At 40.8% G+C, this 21,230-nt stretch carries 20 protein-coding genes; 13 read left to right on the top strand and 7 right to left on the bottom strand.

Annotated features, from left to right (window positions below; translation table 11 throughout):
• Positions 1 to 121: 121 nt before the first annotated feature.
• The 5 genes from ACO1XM_RS02500 (at position 122) to dprA (ending at position 4,650) form a co-directional block, all read left to right on the top strand.
• Positions 122 to 1,081, top strand: a complete 960-nt coding sequence (locus tag ACO1XM_RS02500) for a M23 family metallopeptidase (protein ID WP_486225531.1) — start codon at positions 122 to 124, stop codon at positions 1,079 to 1,081.
• On the top strand, positions 1,081 to 2,040 hold the full coding sequence (locus tag ACO1XM_RS02495; protein WP_486225530.1) for a M23 family metallopeptidase: 960 nt from the start codon (positions 1,081 to 1,083) through the stop codon (positions 2,038 to 2,040). The genes ACO1XM_RS02500 and ACO1XM_RS02495 overlap by 1 nt, the downstream gene beginning before the upstream one ends.
• A gap of 49 nt (positions 2,041 to 2,089) precedes the next feature.
• Positions 2,090 to 3,127, top strand: coding sequence for a CapA family protein (locus ACO1XM_RS02490; RefSeq protein WP_486225529.1), 1,038 nt, complete (start codon positions 2,090 to 2,092; stop codon positions 3,125 to 3,127).
• A 1-nt stretch (position 3,128) separates the two neighbouring features.
• Positions 3,129 to 3,467 carry a MerR family transcriptional regulator gene (locus tag ACO1XM_RS02485; protein WP_486225528.1) on the top strand — a complete coding sequence of 113 codons (339 nt, stop codon included), beginning with the start codon at positions 3,129 to 3,131 and terminating at the stop codon, positions 3,465 to 3,467.
• Positions 3,468 to 3,543: 76 nt separating this feature from the next.
• Positions 3,544 to 4,650 (top strand): DNA-processing protein DprA, encoded by a 1,107-nt coding sequence (gene dprA / locus ACO1XM_RS02480; protein WP_486225527.1) that lies wholly within the window; start codon positions 3,544 to 3,546, stop codon positions 4,648 to 4,650.
• A gap of 123 nt (positions 4,651 to 4,773) precedes the next feature.
• On the opposite strand, the gene ACO1XM_RS02475 is transcribed toward dprA, so the two are convergent.
• Both ACO1XM_RS02475 and ACO1XM_RS02470 read right to left on the bottom strand, forming a co-directional pair.
• Entirely contained in the window at positions 4,774 to 5,397 is a 624-nt protein-coding gene (locus tag ACO1XM_RS02475; RefSeq protein ID WP_486225526.1) for a tetratricopeptide repeat protein, read from the bottom strand.
• A gap of 50 nt (positions 5,398 to 5,447) precedes the next feature.
• Complete coding sequence (locus ACO1XM_RS02470) at positions 5,448 to 6,299, bottom strand: hydroxymethylglutaryl-CoA lyase (protein ID WP_486225525.1); 852 nt, start codon at positions 6,297 to 6,299, stop codon at positions 5,448 to 5,450.
• Positions 6,300 to 6,466: 167 nt separating this feature from the next.
• Between ACO1XM_RS02470 and ACO1XM_RS02465 the strand changes: the two genes are divergently transcribed.
• From ACO1XM_RS02465 to ACO1XM_RS02440, 6 genes are all read left to right on the top strand, one after another.
• Complete coding sequence (locus tag ACO1XM_RS02465) at positions 6,467 to 8,269, top strand: DUF1800 domain-containing protein (protein ID WP_486225524.1); 1,803 nt, start codon at positions 6,467 to 6,469, stop codon at positions 8,267 to 8,269.
• 9 nt (positions 8,270 to 8,278) lie between these two features.
• Positions 8,279 to 9,976 carry a DUF1501 domain-containing protein gene (locus tag ACO1XM_RS02460; protein WP_486225523.1) on the top strand — a complete coding sequence of 566 codons (1,698 nt, stop codon included), beginning with the start codon at positions 8,279 to 8,281 and terminating at the stop codon, positions 9,974 to 9,976.
• A 32-nt stretch (positions 9,977 to 10,008) separates the two neighbouring features.
• Positions 10,009 to 10,893, top strand: a complete 885-nt coding sequence (locus ACO1XM_RS02455) for a porin family protein (protein ID WP_486225522.1) — start codon at positions 10,009 to 10,011, stop codon at positions 10,891 to 10,893.
• 4 nt (positions 10,894 to 10,897) lie between these two features.
• Positions 10,898 to 12,100, top strand: coding sequence for a hypothetical protein (locus tag ACO1XM_RS02450; RefSeq protein WP_486225521.1), 1,203 nt, complete (start codon positions 10,898 to 10,900; stop codon positions 12,098 to 12,100).
• Between the two features lie 100 nt (positions 12,101 to 12,200).
• Complete coding sequence (murB, locus tag ACO1XM_RS02445) at positions 12,201 to 13,226, top strand: UDP-N-acetylmuramate dehydrogenase (RefSeq protein WP_486225520.1); 1,026 nt, start codon at positions 12,201 to 12,203, stop codon at positions 13,224 to 13,226.
• Between the two features lie 517 nt (positions 13,227 to 13,743).
• Complete coding sequence (locus ACO1XM_RS02440; RefSeq protein ID WP_486225519.1) at positions 13,744 to 14,067, top strand: hypothetical protein; 324 nt, start codon at positions 13,744 to 13,746, stop codon at positions 14,065 to 14,067.
• A gap of 13 nt (positions 14,068 to 14,080) precedes the next feature.
• On the opposite strand, the gene ACO1XM_RS02435 is transcribed toward ACO1XM_RS02440, so the two are convergent.
• Positions 14,081 to 14,563 (bottom strand): deoxycytidylate deaminase, encoded by a 483-nt coding sequence (locus ACO1XM_RS02435; RefSeq protein ID WP_486225518.1) that lies wholly within the window; start codon positions 14,561 to 14,563, stop codon positions 14,081 to 14,083.
• Between the two features lie 112 nt (positions 14,564 to 14,675).
• Here ACO1XM_RS02435 and ACO1XM_RS02430 point away from each other — a divergent pair, with 112 nt between their 5' ends.
• Positions 14,676 to 15,188: a hypothetical protein gene (locus ACO1XM_RS02430; RefSeq protein WP_486225517.1), complete on the top strand. Its 513-nt coding sequence runs from the start codon at positions 14,676 to 14,678 to the stop codon at positions 15,186 to 15,188.
• A gap of 113 nt (positions 15,189 to 15,301) precedes the next feature.
• On the opposite strand, the gene ACO1XM_RS02425 is transcribed toward ACO1XM_RS02430, so the two are convergent.
• Both ACO1XM_RS02425 and ACO1XM_RS02420 read right to left on the bottom strand, forming a co-directional pair.
• Positions 15,302 to 15,706, bottom strand: a complete 405-nt coding sequence (locus tag ACO1XM_RS02425) for a hypothetical protein (protein ID WP_486225516.1) — start codon at positions 15,704 to 15,706, stop codon at positions 15,302 to 15,304.
• Between the two features lie 119 nt (positions 15,707 to 15,825).
• Positions 15,826 to 16,989: a PQQ-dependent sugar dehydrogenase gene (locus ACO1XM_RS02420; RefSeq protein WP_486225515.1), complete on the bottom strand. Its 1,164-nt coding sequence runs from the start codon at positions 16,987 to 16,989 to the stop codon at positions 15,826 to 15,828.
• 114 nt (positions 16,990 to 17,103) lie between these two features.
• Here ACO1XM_RS02420 and ACO1XM_RS02415 point away from each other — a divergent pair, with 114 nt between their 5' ends.
• Positions 17,104 to 19,008: an ABC-F family ATP-binding cassette domain-containing protein gene (locus ACO1XM_RS02415; protein ID WP_486225514.1), complete on the top strand. Its 1,905-nt coding sequence runs from the start codon at positions 17,104 to 17,106 to the stop codon at positions 19,006 to 19,008.
• A 261-nt stretch (positions 19,009 to 19,269) separates the two neighbouring features.
• Here ACO1XM_RS02415 and ACO1XM_RS02410 read toward each other — a convergent pair whose 3' ends face one another.
• Positions 19,270 to 20,676, bottom strand: a complete 1,407-nt coding sequence (locus ACO1XM_RS02410; protein WP_486225513.1) for a hypothetical protein — start codon at positions 20,674 to 20,676, stop codon at positions 19,270 to 19,272.
• Positions 20,663 to 21,226 (bottom strand): RNA polymerase sigma factor, encoded by a 564-nt coding sequence (locus ACO1XM_RS02405; RefSeq protein WP_486225512.1) that lies wholly within the window; start codon positions 21,224 to 21,226, stop codon positions 20,663 to 20,665. The genes ACO1XM_RS02410 and ACO1XM_RS02405 overlap by 14 nt, the downstream gene beginning before the upstream one ends.
• Positions 21,227 to 21,230 lie beyond the last annotated feature (4 nt).

Below are 21,230 nucleotides of genomic sequence, written 5' to 3'. Positions count from 1 at the left end.
AGTGTCTCGTTTTTACTATATTAGTCCGTTTTTAGCAAACGGCAAGCTGCAAAATTAACCGTAAAGTGGGGAGTTTGAGTGAGTTGAGCGATTTTTTTAGCTGCCCAAAGACGATAAAATTTTGACGAAATTCATTTACAACCCCAAGACATGTCGCTATGAGCGCGAAGGTATAAACCTTTGGCGTATCGGTGGTCTGTTATCGCTTGTACTTACACTGGCTTGCTTACTTTTTGTGGGTATTGCTACCCTTCATGGCCTTGTTTGGCAAAGTGATGAAGAGATTCGACTGCGCAGTGAGAATAAAGCCCTGAAGCAACACTATGCTGTGGTGAAACAGCAATTTGAAGATAGTGAACAACAACTAAGTCTGCTCGAGGAAAAAGACAAGGCACTTAAAACTTCTCTTTTCAATTCCATTTTTGTTGAGCCTGAGAAAAAGGAGATACAACATGCCTCCTTTATTATGGTAACCGATGTAAATGTACTGCGCGAACGTATTAAAGAACTAACCAACATTACCAAAGAAATTGCCAATGATGCTGCCTTTAATAGTTACTATTTTGGCGATAAACTAGCTGGTGATCGTAAAAAAACCATTGATAAACTAAGCGTTACACCTTCCATTATGCCAGTGGTGAATGGCAAACTTATCTCCGGTTTTGGTAAGCGCATTCACCCTTTCCACAAAGGCTTATACGATCATCCCGGCATAGATATTTCTGCTACACGCGGCACCGATGTGGTAGCCAGTGCCGATGGTTATGTAAGTGACATTACTAAAAGTGAATTGCTTGCCGGTTACGGAAACACCATAGAATTAACGCATAGCCAATCGTTGAGTACTCGTTATGCACACCTTGAAACCATTTTGGTAAGACAAGGTCAGAAAATAAAAAAGGGTCAGGTGATCGGTACTGTCGGCAATAGTGGTGGTTCCATTGCTCCCCACCTGCATTATGAAGTACTTAAAAATGGCAGGGAGCAAAATCCCATTTATTATTTCCTTCAGAATATTGATCCGGCTCAGTATCAGCAGTTGTATGCGGTTAGTTTAAAACAAAACCAATCTCTCGACTAATGGCTCGCTATATCTACAATAAAGAAACCTGTGCGTATGAGCGTTACGAGCTTAAAGGAAAGGCCCTGCGCAACCGCATTTACGCTATCCTTGGTTTTTCCTTAACACTTGCTTTCGGTGCTTACCTTACCTTTCTCAATTACAGCAAGCCATTGGATTTGCTGGAAGTTGAACGTAACAATGCCAACCTGAGAACTGCCTGGTTTCATCTCAACTTCAGATTGGGGGAAACAGAACAAAAGCTAAAAGCATTTATTGAAGAAGACGATCAAAACTATCGTGTCATTCTCGATGCTGCACCCTTATCATCTATAGAAAGACAAGCTGGTGTCGGTGGTACCGTTCGTAAGCCAAAAGCATTAGAAGAGCATGTATTGATCTCTTCTACTTTTGATCGGGCATTGCAATTGAATAACCAACTAACAGTTCAAAATGAATCGTTTGATGAGTTACGGAAACTACTTGACAAGAGACTAAAACAATGGGCTTCGCGTCCTGCTATTCAACCTTTAGATAACAGAGATGTACGCCATCTGCACACCACTTTCGGAATGCGATTGAACCCTGTGCTAAAAATATGGGCTCCCCACAAAGGACTTGACTTCACCGCCTCAACCGGCACCCCTATTTATGCGACAGGCGATGGTGTTGTACAAGATGCCTATTATTCTGACTCCTTTGGAAATGTTGTTTACATCGATCACGGTTTTGATTTCGAAACACGCTATGCCCATATGGTAAAATTTATCGTGGCACGTGGCGATAAGATAAAAAGAGGCCAGGTAATTGGATACGTGGGTAATACCGGTCGTTCTGCAGGCGAGCATTTGCACTATGAGGTGCTGTATCAAGGCACTCAAATTAACCCAATCAATTTCTTCCAGCGCGATTTGAGCAACAAAGAGTACAAAAAACTTCTTGAGCACGCTAAAACTGAAAATAGTTCGCTGGATTACTAAGTTTTAAATCTAATTATCCCTTTTCTTTGCAGCCTAATTTTACAATGGCATGAGACTACGTGTTTTTATTCTTTTTCTGTTCTCATCTCTTGGAGCCTTTTCGCAATCAAAAGATACTTTAACCATCATTGGTGTTGGCGATATTATGATGGGTACCAACTATCCTGAAAATAAATTACCAGCCAATAACGGTGCTTTTTTGATGAAGGATGTAGAAGCTGTGTTAAAAAATGCAGACGTTACATTTGGGAATTTGGAAGGTACATTGTTAAATGAGGGGGGAACACCCAAAACCTGTCGCGACCCTAAAGTATGTTATGCTTTTCGCACGCCTGTTGCCTATGTTGATAACCTCGTCAATGCAGGTTTCGATTTAATGAGTCTTGCCAACAATCATGCGGGCGATATGGGCGATTTGGGAAGAAAAAGCAGTATGAAAACCTTAGAAGATGCCGGTATTCTTCATGCCGGGCAACTCAATCAGAAAACTGTCATTTTTATTAAAGACAGTATCAAATATGGATTGGTAGCTTTTGCCCCTAATAGCAATTGTGTTCCCTTAAATGACCTAACCGGTGCTAAAGAACTGGTAAAGCAACTGGCTACAGAGGTTGATGTGGTTATTGTTTCCTTTCACGGAGGTGCTGAAGGCCCGCAGCATCAGCACGTACCCCGTACTATTGAAATGTTTCATGGCGAAAACCGTGGAGATGTATACAAATTCGCGCATGAATTGATTGATGTAGGGGCAGATGTCATTTTCGGACATGGTCCGCACGTTACCAGGGCTGTGGAAGTCTATAAAAATCGTTTTATCGCTTACAGTTTAGGTAATTTCTGCACTTACCGGGGGATAAATGTATCTGGTATCAATGGTTTAGCGCCTATTGTTAAAATATACACCAGTAAAGAAGGCAAATTTCTGCAGGGCGAAATCATACCCACCATCCAAAACCACATAACAGGTGTACAAATTGACTCCCTGAAGCGTGTTACAAAAGTGATTCAGGAACTCTCTAAAAAAGATTTTCCTGAAAGCCCCGTTCGCATTGCCGAGAATGGTTTAATTACTTATCTTGCCCAATAGCATGGCGTACAAAGAGAAAGAAATAGAAAAACTTTATTACTCTATTGGCGAGGTGGCTGAAATATTTAATGTTGCCCCATCACTAATTCGTTTTTGGGAAACAGAGTTTGATGTTATCAAACCTAAGAAGAACAGAAAGGGCAATCGTCAATTTACCAGAGAGGACATAGACAATGTCCGCACCATCTACCACCTGGTGAAAGAAAAAGGATTTACACTGCAAGGTGCAAAAGAAATGTTGCGCAACGACAACCAGTCCGTACGCGATAAAATGGAATTACTGGAATCATTAAAGAATGTCCGTAGCTTCCTGGTAGAACTTCGCGAAAAATTACACTAATCATTTTGAGCTTTTTAAAGCATAGATAGACTGAGTAGCAATACACTCAGCTTATCAAATTCATATACCTTCAAGCGTGATTGATCAAACTCGCTTGTGCTTGTTAGCACTTCATTTTATTCCTGGTGTTGGCGATTATTTGTTGCGCCAGTTAGTCAGTTATTGCGGTTCTGCAGAACGTGTTTTTAAAACACCTAAAGGTAAATTATTAAAAATTCCTGGTGTAGGAGAAGTTACTGCCAATGCCATTATTGCTCACAAAACTTTTGAGTCAGCTGAAAAAGAAATCAAGAAGGCCGAGAAACTCAATACCCAACTAATTTTTTATCTGGATAAAGAATATCCCACACGTTTAAAACAAATTCCGGATGCACCCACCCTATTATATAGCAAAGGTTCCATCAATTTTGAGAATCCTAAATCAGTAGCTATTGTAGGAACACGTAAAGCAACAGCTTATGGCAGAGAATGTGTAGAGCAACTGATTACAGAACTTCTGCCTCATCAGGCATTGATTATTAGCGGACTTGCTTACGGCATAGATATACAAGCACATAAACAAGCAGTAAAGCAAGGCTTACAAACTATTGCTGTGATGGGCAGTGGTATCGATGTGATCTACCCGGCCAGTCATAAGGACGTAGCAAATCAAATGCAGAAAAATGGTGGTTTAATTACTGAAAACCGGTTAGGTGCTAAACCTGATGCACATAATTTCCCCATGCGCAACCGTATTATCGCTGGTTTGTGTGATGCACTGGTTGTGGTGGAAGCTGCTGAAAAAGGAGGTGCATTAATTACAGCTGAGATTGCGAATAATTATAACAAAGATGTATTCGCTTTTCCAGGCAATGTAGGTGAAACGCACTCTGAAGGATGTAATACTTTGATTAAAAGTAACAAGGCACATTTAATCACATCCGTAAAAGATCTTGAATACCTGATGAACTGGGAAGTAGCCACGCTACCTCCTAAAAAGAAAGAAGCCCTCCCGTTGGAAGGCTTCGAACCTGAAGAACAAGTTATTCTAAAATTACTGTTGGAAAAAAGCCCCTCCACTATCGATGAGTTGAGTTGGAAGAGCAATATTGCAGTCAGCCAATTAGCTTCTTTATTACTTACACTTGAGTTTAATGGTATTGTTCAATCTCTTCCTGGAAAACAATACAGGCTCAAGTTCTAAATCAGATACAATCCAAGCTGCTGAAACAATTCTAAATTCTAAATTCTAAATTCTAAATTCTAAATTCTAAATTCTAAATTCTAAATTCTAAATTCTAAATTCTAAATTCTAAATTCTAACACTTTAATCATTATCTGTTACCTTCGTATTACACTTCTCTTTAATAACTTCATAAGCACGTAAGTCACCCAGTTCACCCGCTTTGCTTAAATCAAGGCAACCGTTTTTCATATCTCCAAAATCGATGCGTAAAATGCCGCGCATATAATAAGCGTCAACACTTTTAGGATTAATCTGAATAATTTTTGTTACATCATTTATGGCATCTTCGTAAGCCATCAACAATTGTTTGGCTTTACCACGGCTGAAGTATGCTTCCACAAAATTTTCGTTTACTGCAATGGCTGCCGAAAAGTCTTCGATGGCTCCATAATAATCCTGCAAACGCATCTTCACATTACCTCTGGCGAAAAAAGCATCAGCAGATTTTGGATTTGCTTCAATGGCTGTATTGTAATCCTTCATTGCACCATGCAGGTCTTCAAACTTCTCTTTCAAAGTTGCCCTTAAAAAATAAGCACTTGAGTTTTTGGCATCTAACTCAATAGCCTTATTCAGATTAAGAATGGCCTCCATGTAATCACGTTTGTCAATCAACTCCCTGCCCTTTTGTGTATACTCCCTTGAAGTTTGAGCCAACACACCAAACGATAAAAACGTAAATACTACTAATGCTATCTTTCTCATACCAACTAAAATATAAAATTCTGTTTAAAACTTCAATGATTATGCCAAACTCAGTGTACAGGAAATATAGTTGATGCCATTTTCATTGCTTCAACAAAAGCCTGATGGTTAATTCCTGTTTTAACCTGTTTTTCATCCAAATAAGCAAGAATAGTTTCGGTTGCCATATTGCCCACCAATGCATCGTCTGCCATCGGGCAACCACCCAAACCCTTAAGTGCACCGTCAAAGCGCTTACAACCTGATTCATAGGCTGCCTGTATTTTTTCCAGGGCTGTAGCAGGGTTTGAATGGAGATGCACCCCAATCTCTACTGAAGGATACGATTTTGACAGTGAAGTAAACAGGTACTTGATATTATCTGGCGTAGATACACCTATTGTATCTGCCAGTGAAATAACGTCAGCGCCTAGTGTAACCAAAATGTCCACAAACTGTCCAACTAAATCAACTGCATAAGGGTCGTTGTAAGGATTGCCAAAACCCATGCTTACATAGGCTACCAGTTTTTTATTCTTGCTATCGCACAAATTTTTTATCTCCGATAATTCATTTAGTGCTTCCGCAATTGATTTATTAGTGTTGCGCTGTTGAAAAGTCTCGGAAATAGACATGGGAAACCCTAAATAAGAAATACCCTCAAAGTTTATCGCATCCTTCGCTCCTCTGGTATTTGCTACAATGGCCAATAATTTGGAAGAGCTATTCTGCCAATCCAGTTGTGCATAAACTTCAGCTGTATCGCGTAGCTGTGGAATGGCCTTAGGAGAAACAAAACTGCCAAAGTCAATGCTGTCAAAACCAACTTTCAGTAACTGATTGATATAGCGCGCTTTATCTTCCGTGGGTATAAACTCATGGAGACCTTGCATAGCATCACGTGGGCATTCTATCAATTTCATTTTTTAATAGATTAATTACTCCCAAACATATTATAAATGCGGCTAAATATTTTGGTAAATCATACCTACAGTAAAAAACAAACAAATATCGGCTTATATAACCGTTCAACCGGAGAAATTAATTCCATGAATAGTACACATGTATTAACTTCGATTAAAACTTATCTATGCCCCTCATTGAATTAAATGACCCTTTAGGTTATAAAAGGGCTCTTCACTTATTGCGAAGATGCACCTTCGGTTTCACCAAACAAGATATTGAAGATAGCTTTCAAGACCTCACTCCGCGACAAGCCATCTCTCTTCTTTTTAGACAAACACTACCAGATCCACCCTTACCCATCAATCCGCAAACAAATCAGGAATGGGTGGAGTCTGGCGTTTATGCAGCCGATCAGATGGATGGTGAACTACAAGAGGCCTTTAAACGCTGGTTTGTAGCACAAATGATGGCCGCTGGTTTGCCTGCAAATCAAAAGCTGGCGTATAGTGCTCGCGAGAAAATTGTTTATTTTCTGCATACGCACTTCACTACCATTCAGGAAAAGGTAGGTAATAGCCGATCACTCTATTTTCAAAATGCCTTATACCGCATGTTTGCGCTGGACGACATGCCGCCCCCGACTTTTCCGGATCTTCCTGTTCCGCCACCGCCCTTAGCACTTAACTTTAAAAACCTGACGGTAAAAGTAAGTGTAGACAATGCCATGATTGCTTTACTCGATGGCAACCTGAATGTTAAGGGGAGTCCGAATGAAAATTATGCACGCGAACTTTTCGAACTTTATTCTATTGGTCGCGGACTCGAAGGATCGCTTCCGGAAGCCACTGAACAAGGTGACTATATAGTGTATAAGGAGCAAGATGTGCAAGCTGCTGCGCGTGTGCTTTCCGGCTGGACAACCAATACAGATTTTGATGCGATTACGGAAGCAACTGTAACACTTGATCCGGAAACTCAACTACCACGCGGACGTGTAAGAGGTAATGTTCTAGACGCCTCTGGTCATGACAACGACCCGAAAACATTCAGCAATAGGATGCCAGGAATCATCACGCCTGATCCTTTACTACTCAATGGCAATCGTGCCACTGAGGAAAGTGCTTTAGATGAAATACGCCAGTTGGTTGATTTAATTTATGCACAACCAGAAACTGCCAAACACATTTGCCGAAAACTTTACCGCTTCTTTATCTATCATGAAATTACTCCTGCCATTGATAGTACCATTATTGAAGAGATGGCCAATACCTTTACAAGCAGTGGTTTTAAACTGCAAACATTGATCGAAAACCTGCTCTGCAGTGAAGTATTTTATGATGCCGCTCCCGGAGTTGGCGATGATGCTTACGGTGGCATTATTAAATCACCCTTAGAGTTGGTATTAAACACAATTGGCTCTTTTGGTATAAGCATACCTGATCAAAGTACTGACCTAACATCCTTTTATAATATTACCGGAGAAATAATCAGTGTTGCCGATAACCAGGGCATGAATTTCTTCCAACCTTTCGATGTAGCCGGTTATGAGGCCTATCATCAGTTTCCCATTTACCACAGAAGCTGGATCAATGTTAATTACCTGACAAGACGTTACGATTTTATTCGCAACATCGTTAACCCGATGTCAGATAGTCTGTTAAAAATTGATGTCTACCAGTTTGTAAAGGATAATGTGCCTGACGCCATTGCTGGTAATGCGAAAGACCTAGTCATTGAACTCTGTAGATATTTTTTACCAGTAAGCGATAGCCTGACTTTTGATGAAACTGCGGATGACAATGTATCTGGTATTACCGCTGAAAGACTCAAATATTTTCTGCACGTTTTCTTATCCGATATTGATCCGGATCCTGAAGCCGCCTGGACACAACGCTGGACAAGCGGTGTCGGCATAGGCACAGCTACAGAACAATTGCAAAGACTGTTTAACGTCTTGCTTCAAACACCTGAGTATCAACTTCAGTAAACCATTTATATGAAGCGTAGAAATTTCCTGAAAAAATTACCCATCGCGGTAAGTATACCATTCACACTGGCTAACATTCCTTTCAATGTGATGGCTGAAAATGCTTTAACCCGCATGGCCCGACAAAGCACCAACGACCGGGTACTTATTATTCTGCAAATGCATGGTGGCAATGACGGACTCAATAGTATCATACCTGTAGATGCTTACGAATTGTATTACAATGCCAGGCCCAACATCGCCATACCTTCAAAAAATTCCACACGCAAAATGATTATGCTCGATGGAACACTTCCATCAGATAGTCAGGTAGGACTTCATCCAGACATGGCGCACATGAAAGCCTTGTACGATCAGGGAAGAATGACGGTTGTGCAGGGTGTGTCGTACAAAAATAATAATGGCTCGCATTTCAGAGGCCGCGACATCTCATTTATGGGAGGAAACTCCGATGATTATTTTTCCTCCGGCTGGTTAGGTCGCTATTTGGGTAAAGAGTATGCACCCAATGCTTATCCCGATGATTTTCCGAATGCAGAAATGCCAGATCCGCTGGCCATTGAAACCGGAAATGATTTGTCGCTCATTTTTCATCAGGAAGGGAACATCCCCACCTCTATTTCTTTGGATAACCCGCAAGGCTTTGCACAACTTGTTTCCGAACTGGAGGGTTTCCAGGAAGATGCCAGCTTAGATCCTTTAGGCATACCACCTGCGCATTTGATTGGTTCTCCATATTATAAAGAGATGGAGTGGATTTTAGGGCTGGAAAATAAATCCAAAGATTATGCACAAAGGCTATATGAAGTTTACCTGGCAGGTGGTGCCAGCAGTATTACTTATCCTGAGCGCTATCCCTTTAATGCACCCCAGGGCAGCATGCGCAATGGCCTTTCTGCACAATTGCAAATGATTGCCCGCTTATTAGCAGGTGGTTGTAAAACAAAAGTATTTCTGGTAAAGATTGGTGGCTTCGATACCCATGCCGATCAGGTAACAAGTTATGATCCAACCATGGGGGTACACGCAGCACTCATGTATCATATTTCTTCTGCTATGGATGCCTTTCAGCGCGACTTGCGTGTGCGTGGTTTAGAAGATCGCGTACTGAGCGTGACTACCTCAGAGTTTGGCAGACGCATTTACTCTAATGGAAGTTACGGGACTGACCACGGTACGGGTGGGCCTATTTTCATTTTTGGAAAAGGTGTGCAACCGGGCGTGGTTGGTAAGGTGCCTGACCTCACTAAAGATAATGTGGAGATGCAATACGATTACAGGCAAATCTATGCGAACCTTTTGAAAGACTGGATGCTGGTTGATAAAACTGTATTGAACAATGATATCTTCTTCGGTAATTTTATCGATGGCAGTGTTGAGGGTGTCAACTATCAACCGCTTCCATTGGCCAATGATGTTATTGCAGGCGCAGAAGGTTTTGTAAGCAGTCGATTTGCCTTAGAAAGTTTATACCCCAACCCTACCCGAGATCTGGTAAATATAAAATTTAAGGTTAATCATGCCGATCAGGTTTCTATTAAATTATTAGATAACCAGGGAAAAGAAGTGAAACTACTCGTAAAAGGATTTTATGAACCAGGTAATCACGAAGCACAGGGTAACCTTCAGGGCTTACAACCCGGTACCTATGTGTGTGCTTTTACCTCAGGCTTTTTTAAAGAAAATAAAAAACTCGTGATCCGTTAATCTACCAAACCCACCCTCAACCTTACCCCTACATGAAAAAATACTACCTCCTCTTTTTGATTTCGGCTTTGTTAAGCTTGCAGGCTTACGCCCAGGCACGCAAGGTGAATAAACGAAATCCTACCGGGACTGCAGCCGCTAAAAAAAGTAACCCATTTTTACAGAAGCAGTTTTGGTTAGGCTTTAAAGCAGGCACAAATCTTACACAAGCCAAAGTGCAAGAATCTTATTCAATCATCGTACCTCCACCCAATGCCATCGTAGCTGATAAATCTTATAAAAACTTTAATCTCACCGGTAGCCAAGTGGCATTAGAGGTTACCTTTTATACCAGAGGTTTTTCCATTAGTGTACAGCCCACCTATTTCCATTCGCGTTTTGAATATGCAAACCGATATGAATGGATGGATGCCATCAACCCAACCAATCTTTTAACACTTAATTACCAACAAGAACAACAAGTTGATTATGCAGAATTACCCTTGCTTGTTAAATACGATATTGCGGGCAGTGTATTAAGACCTTTTGTACAGGCGGGTGTTTATTATGCGATGTTGGTTAATGCAAATAAAGCGGTAACCGTAAAGGGTATTGACTATGCTTCTGGTGGCCTTAATGAGTTTGAGAATGAGCCCATCCTGGTTGGTGCCGAAGATTTGTTTGCTAAAAACTATTGGGGTATATCGGCAGGTGCAGGTGTCAATTACAACCTGGGGAATGTTAGACTTACACTTGAAGGCAACTACAGAATAGGCATGAGTTTAGCCAATTCAACTGAAAATCGTTATAAAAACGATCGTCTTGCGGGTGTTGGTGATGCTTTAGATGATATCAAACTCAACAACATTGTTTTTTCTTTCGGATGTCTCTTTCCCATGCGTTACCTCGCCAGTGGCTTTAAAACCTTAGATCGTTAATCCCATGAAATTTATCATACGAATTTTCCTTCCGCTTACTTTACTCTTATCTGCCTGTCTGGAGAAAGCTGACCTGACTTTAGAAGAAAAAAGTTTTTTCAGAATTTATGATAATGCCGATTTCAATGCTGCCTTCACCCCCATTGATATGCAACAAACCAGCGATGAGGGCTACCTTGTGTTGGCCGGCAAACGTTTGGTGGATAATAATTTTACAGGCATCTACCTGTTGAAGGTAGATAAGACAGGACAAATTGTTAATGAAGTGGACGATTTTGATGAACAATATGTGAATCCTGTAGGTCCCTTGCTTTTGATTAATGGTGCTTACCATTTTGTTTGCATGGATACTAACCTGCAACAAGCACAATTAGTCAGATTGAATGCAAATGGCGAGGTTGATGGCGCCATTACACCACTCGGACTTACGTATCCATTGGCCATTAACGCAGACGGTAATAACATACTGCTACTCAGTTATGACAATGAAGACAAAGAGATGGACATTACACAATTCAGTGCTACGGGTTCAATTGGTGCCGGACCTACAGGTTTCAGTATTGGTGTGGGTGATGAAACAGAAGAGCCCATCATCAACCATTTTATACAAGGTGGCCGGAAGTTTCCTTTTGCTATTGGCCGTGCCACTGGTGGTGCCCTTTATTTTAACGGCTTTTATAATTATACCTTCTCTCTTGTCTTCACCAACTTCGGGGCAGATGATCCATCAGGTATTGTTTACGGCCAGCAGGATGATGGCGGCTTTAGTGCACTGATGCCAGTGGGTGCTGGTCAGTTTGCAGCTTCACGTTTTAATTTTGGTGATAACTTCCTGCTGCCACAAGTCAATCTATCGACCAGTGGAATTACCATAGGCACTGAGTTAGGTGGATTCACCCTACCCGAACTTGCACCTAATGCAACAGTAAAACTCCTTCAACACACCATAAATCAGCAAGAGAGTATCATTTTCGCTTCTAATACACAAACCAGACAAATCGCACTTTTAGCGTATAACGGAGATGATGGAGCCTTTACAGGCAGTCGTTATCTTGGATTTGCTAATCCCTTTGAAGTGGGTAGTCTTATACAGACGAGCGATGAGGGTCTGGCTGTATGTGGTATAACCTACCTGGCAGGCCGCTTCCCGCGCATTTGCATCTTTAAATTATCCAAACCTGAAGTGGAAGCGATGACAAAACCCTAAGTTGAGAGATCAACTTTGTTTATTATCCATTTACCTTCTGCAGAGGTCAGATGAATGGTGGTCAGATATTTTTTAGCAAATTGCTGACTAATTACTTTGGATGATACACTTGCAGGAAAACGTTGATCTTACAAAACTCAATACTTTTGGTCTTCAATGCACCGCACGTTACTTCGTCACCATTCAACGAGCTGATCAACTTAAAGCTTTACTTGAACTCGATTTCATTCAAAAAGAGATACGGTTGGTGCTTGGTGGAGGCAGTAATTTGCTTTTTACAAAAGAAATTTTTGATGGTCTTGTCATTAAAAACGAGATCAAAGGAATAGAGATTCTGAAAGAAAACGATGACCATTGCTGGTTAAAAGTTGGCGCGGGTGAAGGCTGGCATGACTTCGTTTTATACTGTGTTACACAACAATTGGGTGGTGTTGAAAACCTTTCGTTGATACCTGGATCGGTGGGTGCCGCACCCATGCAAAACATCGGAGCATATGGTGTTGAAGTAAAAGATGTTATAGAAACGGTTACTGCTTTTGACTTCGAAAAAAGAGATTACCGCGACTTCACTAACCAGGAATGTGCCTTTGGTTATCGCGAAAGTTACTTCAAAAACGAAGGCCGAGATCGTTACTTCATCACCCATGTTTGCTTTAAACTCAGTAAGCGGAACCATATCATCAAAACTGAATATGGTGCTATCAAAGAATTTCTTACGAAAATGAATATCAATGAGTTATCACTAAAGGCTGTAAGTGATGCTGTCATTGCAATTCGTCAATCAAAACTTCCTGATCCAACACAGATCGGTAATGCCGGAAGCTTCTTTAAGAACCCCACCATTGCACTTGAGCAATACGAAAAATTAAAACTAAAGTATGCTGCGATACCAATGTTTGTTGTTGATAACGCACATGTAAAAGTACCGGCAGCCTGGCTTATTGAACAAGCCGGGTGGAAAGGAAAGACCTTTGATAAAGTGGGCGTACACAAACAACAAGCACTTGTATTGGTCAACTACGGGCTTGGAAAAGGTAAAGATATTCTTGCCTTGGCAACAAAAATTCAAGCGAGTGTCGAATCAGATTTTGGGATTAAACTTCACATGGAAGTCAACATCGTTTGATGATTGTTCATCATAAAGTTGCGATGAACAATCATGTAAAAAATATCGCACTTGAAAATTTTTTCGTAAAAATTTTTGCAGATTAATTTTTTGTTATAACTTTTCATCAGTTTTTAAACTAAACACTTACGCGCTATGGCAAAAACCGCTAAGAAGACAGCAAAGAAAGCAGCAAAGAAAACTGCTAAGAAGGCTGCCAAGAAGAAGAAGTAATTAGGTATAACCTAAAGACTTTGCGAGGGGAAGTAATCTAGGATTTCTTCCCCTTCGTTTTTTATAAGCGCCCAGCATTCACACTACTCATAAATCCTCTCTCCCATTTCTTCAACACCACAGCTTTGTTTATAGAGTTATCCACAATCGACTTAACATTGGATTGTTGTAATGACCGGTCAACATCTCACCATCACACCTCTTTTTCTTATTTATAAAATCGTTTGCAGAGATTAAATGTCTCAACTCCTTCCTTCTTCCCACCATACATCGTAATTTTCTCATGTAACCAAAGCATGAAACGATGGCAAAATCTACAACCACTACAAAAAAGAAGGTAAGCACAATTGCTAAAAAGTCTGCTCCAAAGAAAAAAGCAAGTACTTCATCCATTACTATTGACAAAGCAAGTCAGGCTGCGTTGGATGTACTTAAAAAATTGAACATCGAAGAAAAGCTTCAGCAGGATATTGAGTGGTGCTTGGGCAGCTACGGACAAGATAAGAATCCTGTTGGACTGATTGAAACAGCAAAACGTACCATTACAGTACTCAAAGCTGCTAAAGCAAAGCAGGCTAAAGCAGTGGCGCTGAAGATAATTAATGATCTGGAGAAGGTGTCTAAGTAAATTACTGCAATACCTAGATCATGTGCGTCACGTTGGTCAGTTCGCCAGCGTATTGCTCAGCTTGCACCCCAAATCGTGTTAAAAAATCAACGCCCTCATCGTTAGGTAAACCTTTAAAGGCCGCGTACGACTTCAGGTAGATAACCTTACGAATGCCCATGGTATAAATGATACGGGCACAGGCCAGACAGGGTGAGAGCGTTACATAAAGCGTAGCACCGTCTACAGAGGTTTGATTCTTTACGGCATACAGGATGGCATTCTGCTCCGCATGAAGCGCCAGTGAACAGCCACCTTTTGAATCGCGAGGACATCCCGTTTCCGGAAATTCAACATCGCAATTGTGTGTACCCGCAGGAGGTCCGTTATAACCTATCGATATAATTCGTGTTTCTTTGGTGAGCACAGCACCCACGTGCCGCTTTACACAATGAGAGCGTTTGGCTAAATTGACAGCCAATTCCATGAAAATGTCATCGAAAGCGGGACGTTGCATGATTTTTGTATATTTCTACAACAATATTACTAAACAGAATGAAATGGCCATGCACACCGTCTGTTAAAAGGACTTTAATAAGTCTGGCTGTTCCAACAAAAACACTTATCGCATGAAACGATCACTCATTTACTTCACATTGTTCCTGTTATCCGGAAGCGCTCTTGCGCAAAATTCAGTAGAATTAGAAAAACGCAATGGTTTTAAAGATATTAAGCTGGGCACACCGATTGATTCTATCAAAGGTGCCACGTTTAAAAGTGAGTCGACAAATAAAGAAGGACAGCTTTCTAAGATATATGCGGTAGACTATCCTGCTTACAAAAATATTGGCGATGTGATTGTAGAAGCGGTGGAACTCACCACCTATAAAGGTCTGATTTATATTATTAAAGTAGTTACCGTAAAAGATACACGCCTGATGAAAGGTATGGAACTGGCTTTGGGTAAGTCTGAATGGGATTTGCGCAATGAACAATACTTCTGGAAAGCTGAAAACCTGACGCTAACTTTTAAAGCAGTAGAGAAAGACAAGATTGAGCTTACCTACACCTCATTCCCGATTCTGAAAAAGATGAAAGACGACAAGAAGAAGGAGGTTGAAGACATAGCCGATGATTTTTAACTCATGCTGCACTACAAAGGTAAAAAGCGGATTAAATACCAATAAAATATTAAAAAGCCTTCAGGGACTGAAACCTGAAGGCTTTATTATTTATTAAGGATAGAATATAAAATCTAAACTTTCTGCTTCGAATTCTCAAGAACCCATAGCAAGGCCTGTTCTCTATCCTGAAATGTTTGCATCACAAAGTTGCCCATTTTTTTAATAAGTGCATCCGCAGCAAACTTGGTGAAAACATCTTTTGAAACAACAACGCCTTCGCATTGCATGCCTTGCGCCAACATCTTTGGATAATATTCTTTTGTCAGATATTCAATTAAGTGAGTAAATGTACCTGTCATTTTTGACAGATCCACAAACTCACCTAAGACTTGGTTTTTTTTTGTGAATTCAATAATTTTTGTTGTTACCTCTTTCGTGAGATCGGTGTTCACTACACCTTCAAAAATCAAATGCAACACCTTATTTTTCGGATCAAAATGGCAGACAAGATGCTTATTTTTTCCAATGAGTTCCATAGTAAATATCTTTAAGTGTCCGACAAAATAAATATTCAGCGAACTAAAGTTTTATTACTATAGGATCAATTCATAATTAGAAAAGATCATTTAATGTAAGGGCTATCTGCAACCTGGTATTAACCCTTATAAAAAATTCTATAAATCACCCCAGCCTGATCGTCTGATACCAGCATTGAACCATCCTTCAGTACGAGTACATCTACGGGTCTACCCCACGACTTCTGTTCTGCCTCATCTAACCAACCACTGGCAAAGGTTTCGTATGAAGTCGCTGTGCTTGCGTTCTCCACATTAACCATACTAATTCGGTAACCGATTTTATTTGTGCGATTCCAGCTGCCATGTTCAGCAATAAACAGCTGATCACGGTATTGCTCAGGGAAATTATCACCTGTATAAAATTTAAGTCCCAATGGGGCAACATGTGGGCCCAAAGTTTGCGCAGGTTTTGTAAACTTATCGCAAGGCTGGCCTTCACCAAACTCAGGATCACTGATGGTACCTGCATGGCAATATGGATATCCGAAATGCAATCCGGCTGATACTACGCGATTCAATTCACAAGGCGGTGTGTCATCACCCAGCATATCACGACCATTATCCGTAAACCACATTTCTTTGGTTTCGGGATGCCAAGTAAAACCTACGGAGTTACGAACACCATTGGCATAAATCTGCAAATCGCTACCATCTTTTTTAATTGATGTAATGGAGGCATAGATTTCTTTTTCTGATTTACAAATATTGCATGGTGCACCTACAGGCACATACAGTCTTCCGTCTGGTCCGAAAGCAATGTATTTCCAACCATGGTGTGTTTCAGTAGGAAAGTCATCCTTTACAACTACTGGCGTGATGGCCTTCCCTAAGTTAGCTTCAATATCATCGTACCGGGTTATGCGACTCACTTCAGCCACATACAAGTCACCATCATTTACAGCAACACCATTGGGCATATTCAGGCCAGAGGCAATCACCCAGCGTTTGTCAGCTTTATAATCTCCATTAACATCCATTACCGCATACACCTTATCGCCATTTCTATTGCCTACATACAGTGTTCCTTCAGGGCTCATGGCCATCGAACGGGCATTGCTTACCTCCGCATATACTTCAATGGCAAAGCCTGCAGGCATCTTTATTTTATCCAAAGGGAGCGTTTTAGCGTACTCCGTAATGGCTTCTTCCCCACCCTCAGGTGTGATTCTCCTTACCTCTTTTGTTGCACTGTTGCAGCAAAGCACCAGGGCCGCTAGCGACAGTATGATCATTTTCTTCATAGCTCTGAATTTTAAACGAAAATAAGACATTCAATACGCTAATTAACACGTTTTTCTGTAAGTGGTTCACACACCTGATGCTGCTTGGCAAAAGGCTTTGCTTATTTTTGCACTATGATTTCCATTACCAACCTTTCTTACTTTATCGGGGGGCGTGCCTTATACGAAAATGCCAATATGTTTATTAAGCCGAAAGATAAAATCGGGTTAATTGGCTTGAATGGCCGTGGTAAATCAACATTATTAAAAATCATTCACGGAGAATATACCATTGATGCCGGTTCTGTAAGCAAAAGCAACGATTGCACCATCGGTTTTTTAAATCAGGATCTGCTCTCTTACCAATCCGATGATGCGATTGTAACGGTAGCCATGGAGGCATTTAAGGAGGCTGTAGACACCCAAAGGCAGATTGAACAGCTTTTGCACAAGCTTGAAACTGAGTACTCGGATGAAATGGTTGAAAAATTAACCAATCTACAGGAAAAGTTTGAGCAACTGGATGGCTACTCTATGCAAGCCAAGGCCGAAGAGATTCTGGAAGGAATAGGTTTTACAACCCAGGATCTTCATCGCCCGCTACGCGAATTTTCGGGAGGATGGCGCATGCGCGTTATGCTTGCTAAACTACTGTTAGAAAAGCCTTCTTTGCTCATGCTTGATGAGCCTACCAACCACTTGGACTTACCTTCAATTGAATGGGTGGAAAACTATTTACGCAATTACGAGGGTGCTGTTATGGTGGTTTCACACGATCGCTATTTCCTGGACAACGTTACTACTAAAACTGTTGAGGTCACGCAAGGTCAATTGATTACTTACGAAGGTAATTACTCTTTCTATCTGGAAGAAAAAGAGTTGAGGAAAGAAATTCAAAATGGTGCCTACGAAAATCAGCAGGCCAAGATCAGACAGACCGAGCGTTTTATAGAACGATTTAAAGCAAAAGCTACCAAGGCCAGACAAGTACAGTCGAGGGTAAAAGCATTGGATAAACTGGATCTTATTGAAGAAGTGGTCGATGATACAGCTGCTGTTAACTTTCGTTTCCGTTTTAAACAACAACCGGGCCGCTACATCATTACTTTAAAAGATGTATCAAAAGCCTATGGTAATCTGGAGATTTTAAAAAACAGTAATGCCACCATTGAACGCGGTGATAAAATTGTACTGATTGGTGCTAACGGCAAGGGTAAGTCTACCGTGCTGCGTATTATTTCAGGTACCGAACCAATTGAAGGTGAACGAAGCCTGGGATACAACGTTATTCAGGGATTTTTTGCACAGCACCAGCTTGAGTCATTGAAACTCGATAATGAGATTATTGAAGAAATGAAACAGGCTGGCTCTGGTAAAACAGAACAAGAATTAAGAAATGTATTGGGCTGTTTCTTATTTTCTGATGATGATCAATACAAAAAAATTAAAGTACTCTCCGGTGGTGAAAAATCGAGAGTAGCTCTTGCCAAAACCTTGATATCAGAAGCTAACTTCTTATTACTCGATGAGCCTACTAACCACCTTGACTTCATCTCGGAAAACATTCTGATACAAGCACTTCAGCAATATGAAGGAAGCTTTGTTGTAGTTTCTCACAACCGACATTTTGTAAGTCAGGTAGCTAATAAAATCTGGTATATAGAAGACAAGCAGATAAAAGAATACCCTGGTACTTATGATGAATACGAGTATTGGAAAAAACAACAGACCGCGGCCATTGTAACACCCGTTAAAGCACAGCCTACACCGAAAGTTGAAAAAAAACAAGAGTTGCCTAAGAGCGACAACAATCAAAATCGTTTGAAGGCCCTTGAAAAAGAAATGAAGAAGGTTGAAGCCGATATGGAGGCCTTACAAAAACAAAAAGAGACAGTAGAATTGAAAATGACTGATCCTGCAATTTTCGGCAACTTTAATGAACTTCAGAAACTGCAACAGGAGTTGGCGATTATCACACAAAAATTAGAGGTGATCAATAAAAAGTGGGATGAACTGGCAGAAACAATAGATACGCTGTAAAAAAGCAAGGGCTACCAGTCCGAATCCAGAGCCTACGTTCGGTTGCCGGCAGCCCATTACCCAAATACAAACCCAAAAAATTCAACAGGTTTAGGTTTAAACTGCAAATCTTTCAAGCAATACGCTCAAGCCTAATAAAATCATTAGGAATAACAGCGCATAAAGTGATATGTGCACCCTTTTTTGCAATCTGTTTTCTAAAGTTTCCATAATGAGGGGTTTAATCTGTTAGACACACCCTGGAAACAAATGGTTGGAAGCTTATTTTAAAATATATCGGAATCGCACCGCCACATCAAAAGTAAGGGGGCTTGATTTGACACCTAAATCAGATTTATAGATAGAACTGAAAGGGTAACGTAAACCAGGAGATAAGGCTAGCCGGTAGTGGTCACCAAAACGATAACTAAGCTCTGTGCCTACCAAACCACTTATGTTAAAGGCCTTATAAGGCGAATCATCCCCTCTTCCCTGTGTGGATTTCTCCAGGTTTTCAACTTGGGGTGTAATGGTGTTTTGTAAAAATAAGTCGGTAGAAAATCCTGAATTAATCTGAAAACCAACCTTCCTGTCCATTAAAATATAGCCTGCCTGCATAGGGAAACTGATCAACTGGATATTGTTATTAACTGTGTAAGGGCTGGTGGTGAGTATGTTCGATTTAGCATCTTCGTTTTTCTCAAACTGATTAATAGAGGCCGCCTTTAATGTTTGTTGAACAGGGTCTGCTACTACTGAAGTTGCGGTATAATCTGAACTTTGCGATATATAGCTCATACCTCCCTGTATTACCCATCGTTGCGAAACTTTTGTACCTACCATCAAATTAACTGCATAGGTATAACCAGGGGAGTTACTTTCTGCTGCTGCTGTTTGTCCGGCAAATGAATTATTGAGCGCACCTGCCGCAGCGCCAGGGCTGGTGGGTGTTGTATTACTAAAGGTACCAGCCGCAAAGCCTACAGCAGTCCAGAATTGTTCGCTTCCTTTTTTATTCTCTTCTTCTTCAGCGTTTTCTTCAGTGGGTAAAACCGCGGCAATCAATTGTTTATCTTCTTTTACGATGGGCGATTTTATTTCTTCTGCTGCTAATTGATTGTTAAGCGTGGTATTATTAAAAGAAGTAAATCCGCCTCTTGCACTTGCTAGCACTTCTTTCAATGACTTTCCATAGTCAGTGGTGGTCATCCGTAAATATGGATTATTTGAAACGCCTTGAGCGCTTTCTTGTGCGAAAGCCGCTGTTGATTTTAAAGTATTGGCTTCAGATGTTGATGCATGAGTATAGTGTTCCTTTGTTGAACTCAACTTTCCAACTTGTTTTTCAAGCGATGCAACATCAGCGGAAGAATTATCTGCTCCAGTTTCTTTGAAATCTTGAGGGCTAATGTTGCCTTCATTAAACTTCGTATTGTTTTCCTGAGTCAATTGTTGATTAAATGATGTTTCTGCATCATTTCCGAAATAAGTGTAGGCGCCAGAAAGTAATGCTAATGAAACACAGGCGGCTGCAAGCCACTTATATAGCAATATGGTCTTGCGCAAGCGCTTCACCTCATCATCTTTGTCAAGTTGCATTTCAATACCTTCCCATACGGCATCCGAATGCGCAACTTCAGCTTCGCTTAATTTTTTAATCCAGTTCTCCTGCTTATCACTTGTCTCCATACTTCAATCTGTTTTCTTCCTGTTGCAATTGTTTTCGCAACAACTCCTTGGCCCTGGCATATTGAGATTTTGATGTTCCCTCCGATATACCTAGAAGTCCGGCTATTTCCTGATGCGTATAGCCCTCTACCGCATACATGTTAAAAATTAACTGACAACCATGGGGCAATGATTGTATCATATCCAGCAACTGTTCAAAAGCCAAATTGTTCAGACTTTCGGCATTGGCCACCAAAGGGGCTTCTTCAACATCTACCATTGGAAAGAGATAGAGTTTCTTGCGGTGCATGTTTAAAGCCGTGTTAACCATAATCCTGGTCATCCAGGTTGTGAGTTGCGACTGAGCCTTAAAATTCGACAAGTGTTGATATATCTTCACGAAACCCTCCTGTAACACATCTTCCGCCTCTGGTACAGATTTGGAGTAACGCAGGCATACCGCCATCATACGTTTACTAAATTGCTTGTATAGCAGGTGCTGACACGCACGATCTCCCTTACGGCAACCGTCAATAAGCTCTTCTTCTGTATACATGCTTTCTTTAGACACGACT

Source organism: Chryseotalea sp. (assembly GCF_057350905.1).
This window is presented reverse-complemented; position numbering and strand designations above follow the sequence as displayed.

Excerpts from the sequence above, each read along its gene's own strand:
- ACO1XM_RS02440 (WP_486225519.1), top strand. The coding sequence starts at position 13,744 with ATGGCAAAATCTACAACCACTACAAAAAAGAAGGTAAGCACAATTGCT.
- ACO1XM_RS02435 (WP_486225518.1), bottom strand. The coding sequence starts at position 14,563 with ATGCAACGTCCCGCTTTCGATGACATTTTCATGGAATTGGCTGTCAAT.
- ACO1XM_RS02495 (WP_486225530.1), top strand. The coding sequence starts at position 1,081 with ATGGCTCGCTATATCTACAATAAAGAAACCTGTGCGTATGAGCGTTAC.
- ACO1XM_RS02455 (WP_486225522.1), top strand. The coding sequence starts at position 10,009 with ATGAAAAAATACTACCTCCTCTTTTTGATTTCGGCTTTGTTAAGCTTG.
- ACO1XM_RS02470 (WP_486225525.1), bottom strand. The coding sequence starts at position 6,299 with ATGAAATTGATAGAATGCCCACGTGATGCTATGCAAGGTCTCCATGAG.
- ACO1XM_RS02485 (WP_486225528.1), top strand. The coding sequence starts at position 3,129 with ATGGCGTACAAAGAGAAAGAAATAGAAAAACTTTATTACTCTATTGGC.
- ACO1XM_RS02450 (WP_486225521.1), top strand. The coding sequence starts at position 10,898 with ATGAAATTTATCATACGAATTTTCCTTCCGCTTACTTTACTCTTATCT.
- ACO1XM_RS02460 (WP_486225523.1), top strand. The coding sequence starts at position 8,279 with ATGAAGCGTAGAAATTTCCTGAAAAAATTACCCATCGCGGTAAGTATA.
- ACO1XM_RS02465 (WP_486225524.1), top strand. The coding sequence starts at position 6,467 with ATGCCCCTCATTGAATTAAATGACCCTTTAGGTTATAAAAGGGCTCTT.
- ACO1XM_RS02475 (WP_486225526.1), bottom strand. The coding sequence starts at position 5,397 with ATGAGAAAGATAGCATTAGTAGTATTTACGTTTTTATCGTTTGGTGTG.
- ACO1XM_RS02415 (WP_486225514.1), top strand. The coding sequence starts at position 17,104 with ATGATTTCCATTACCAACCTTTCTTACTTTATCGGGGGGCGTGCCTTA.
- murB (WP_486225520.1), top strand. The coding sequence starts at position 12,201 with ATGATACACTTGCAGGAAAACGTTGATCTTACAAAACTCAATACTTTT.
- ACO1XM_RS02420 (WP_486225515.1), bottom strand. The coding sequence starts at position 16,989 with ATGAAGAAAATGATCATACTGTCGCTAGCGGCCCTGGTGCTTTGCTGC.
- ACO1XM_RS02490 (WP_486225529.1), top strand. The coding sequence starts at position 2,090 with ATGAGACTACGTGTTTTTATTCTTTTTCTGTTCTCATCTCTTGGAGCC.
- ACO1XM_RS02430 (WP_486225517.1), top strand. The coding sequence starts at position 14,676 with ATGAAACGATCACTCATTTACTTCACATTGTTCCTGTTATCCGGAAGC.
- ACO1XM_RS02425 (WP_486225516.1), bottom strand. The coding sequence starts at position 15,706 with ATGGAACTCATTGGAAAAAATAAGCATCTTGTCTGCCATTTTGATCCG.
- ACO1XM_RS02410 (WP_486225513.1), bottom strand. The coding sequence starts at position 20,676 with ATGGAGACAAGTGATAAGCAGGAGAACTGGATTAAAAAATTAAGCGAA.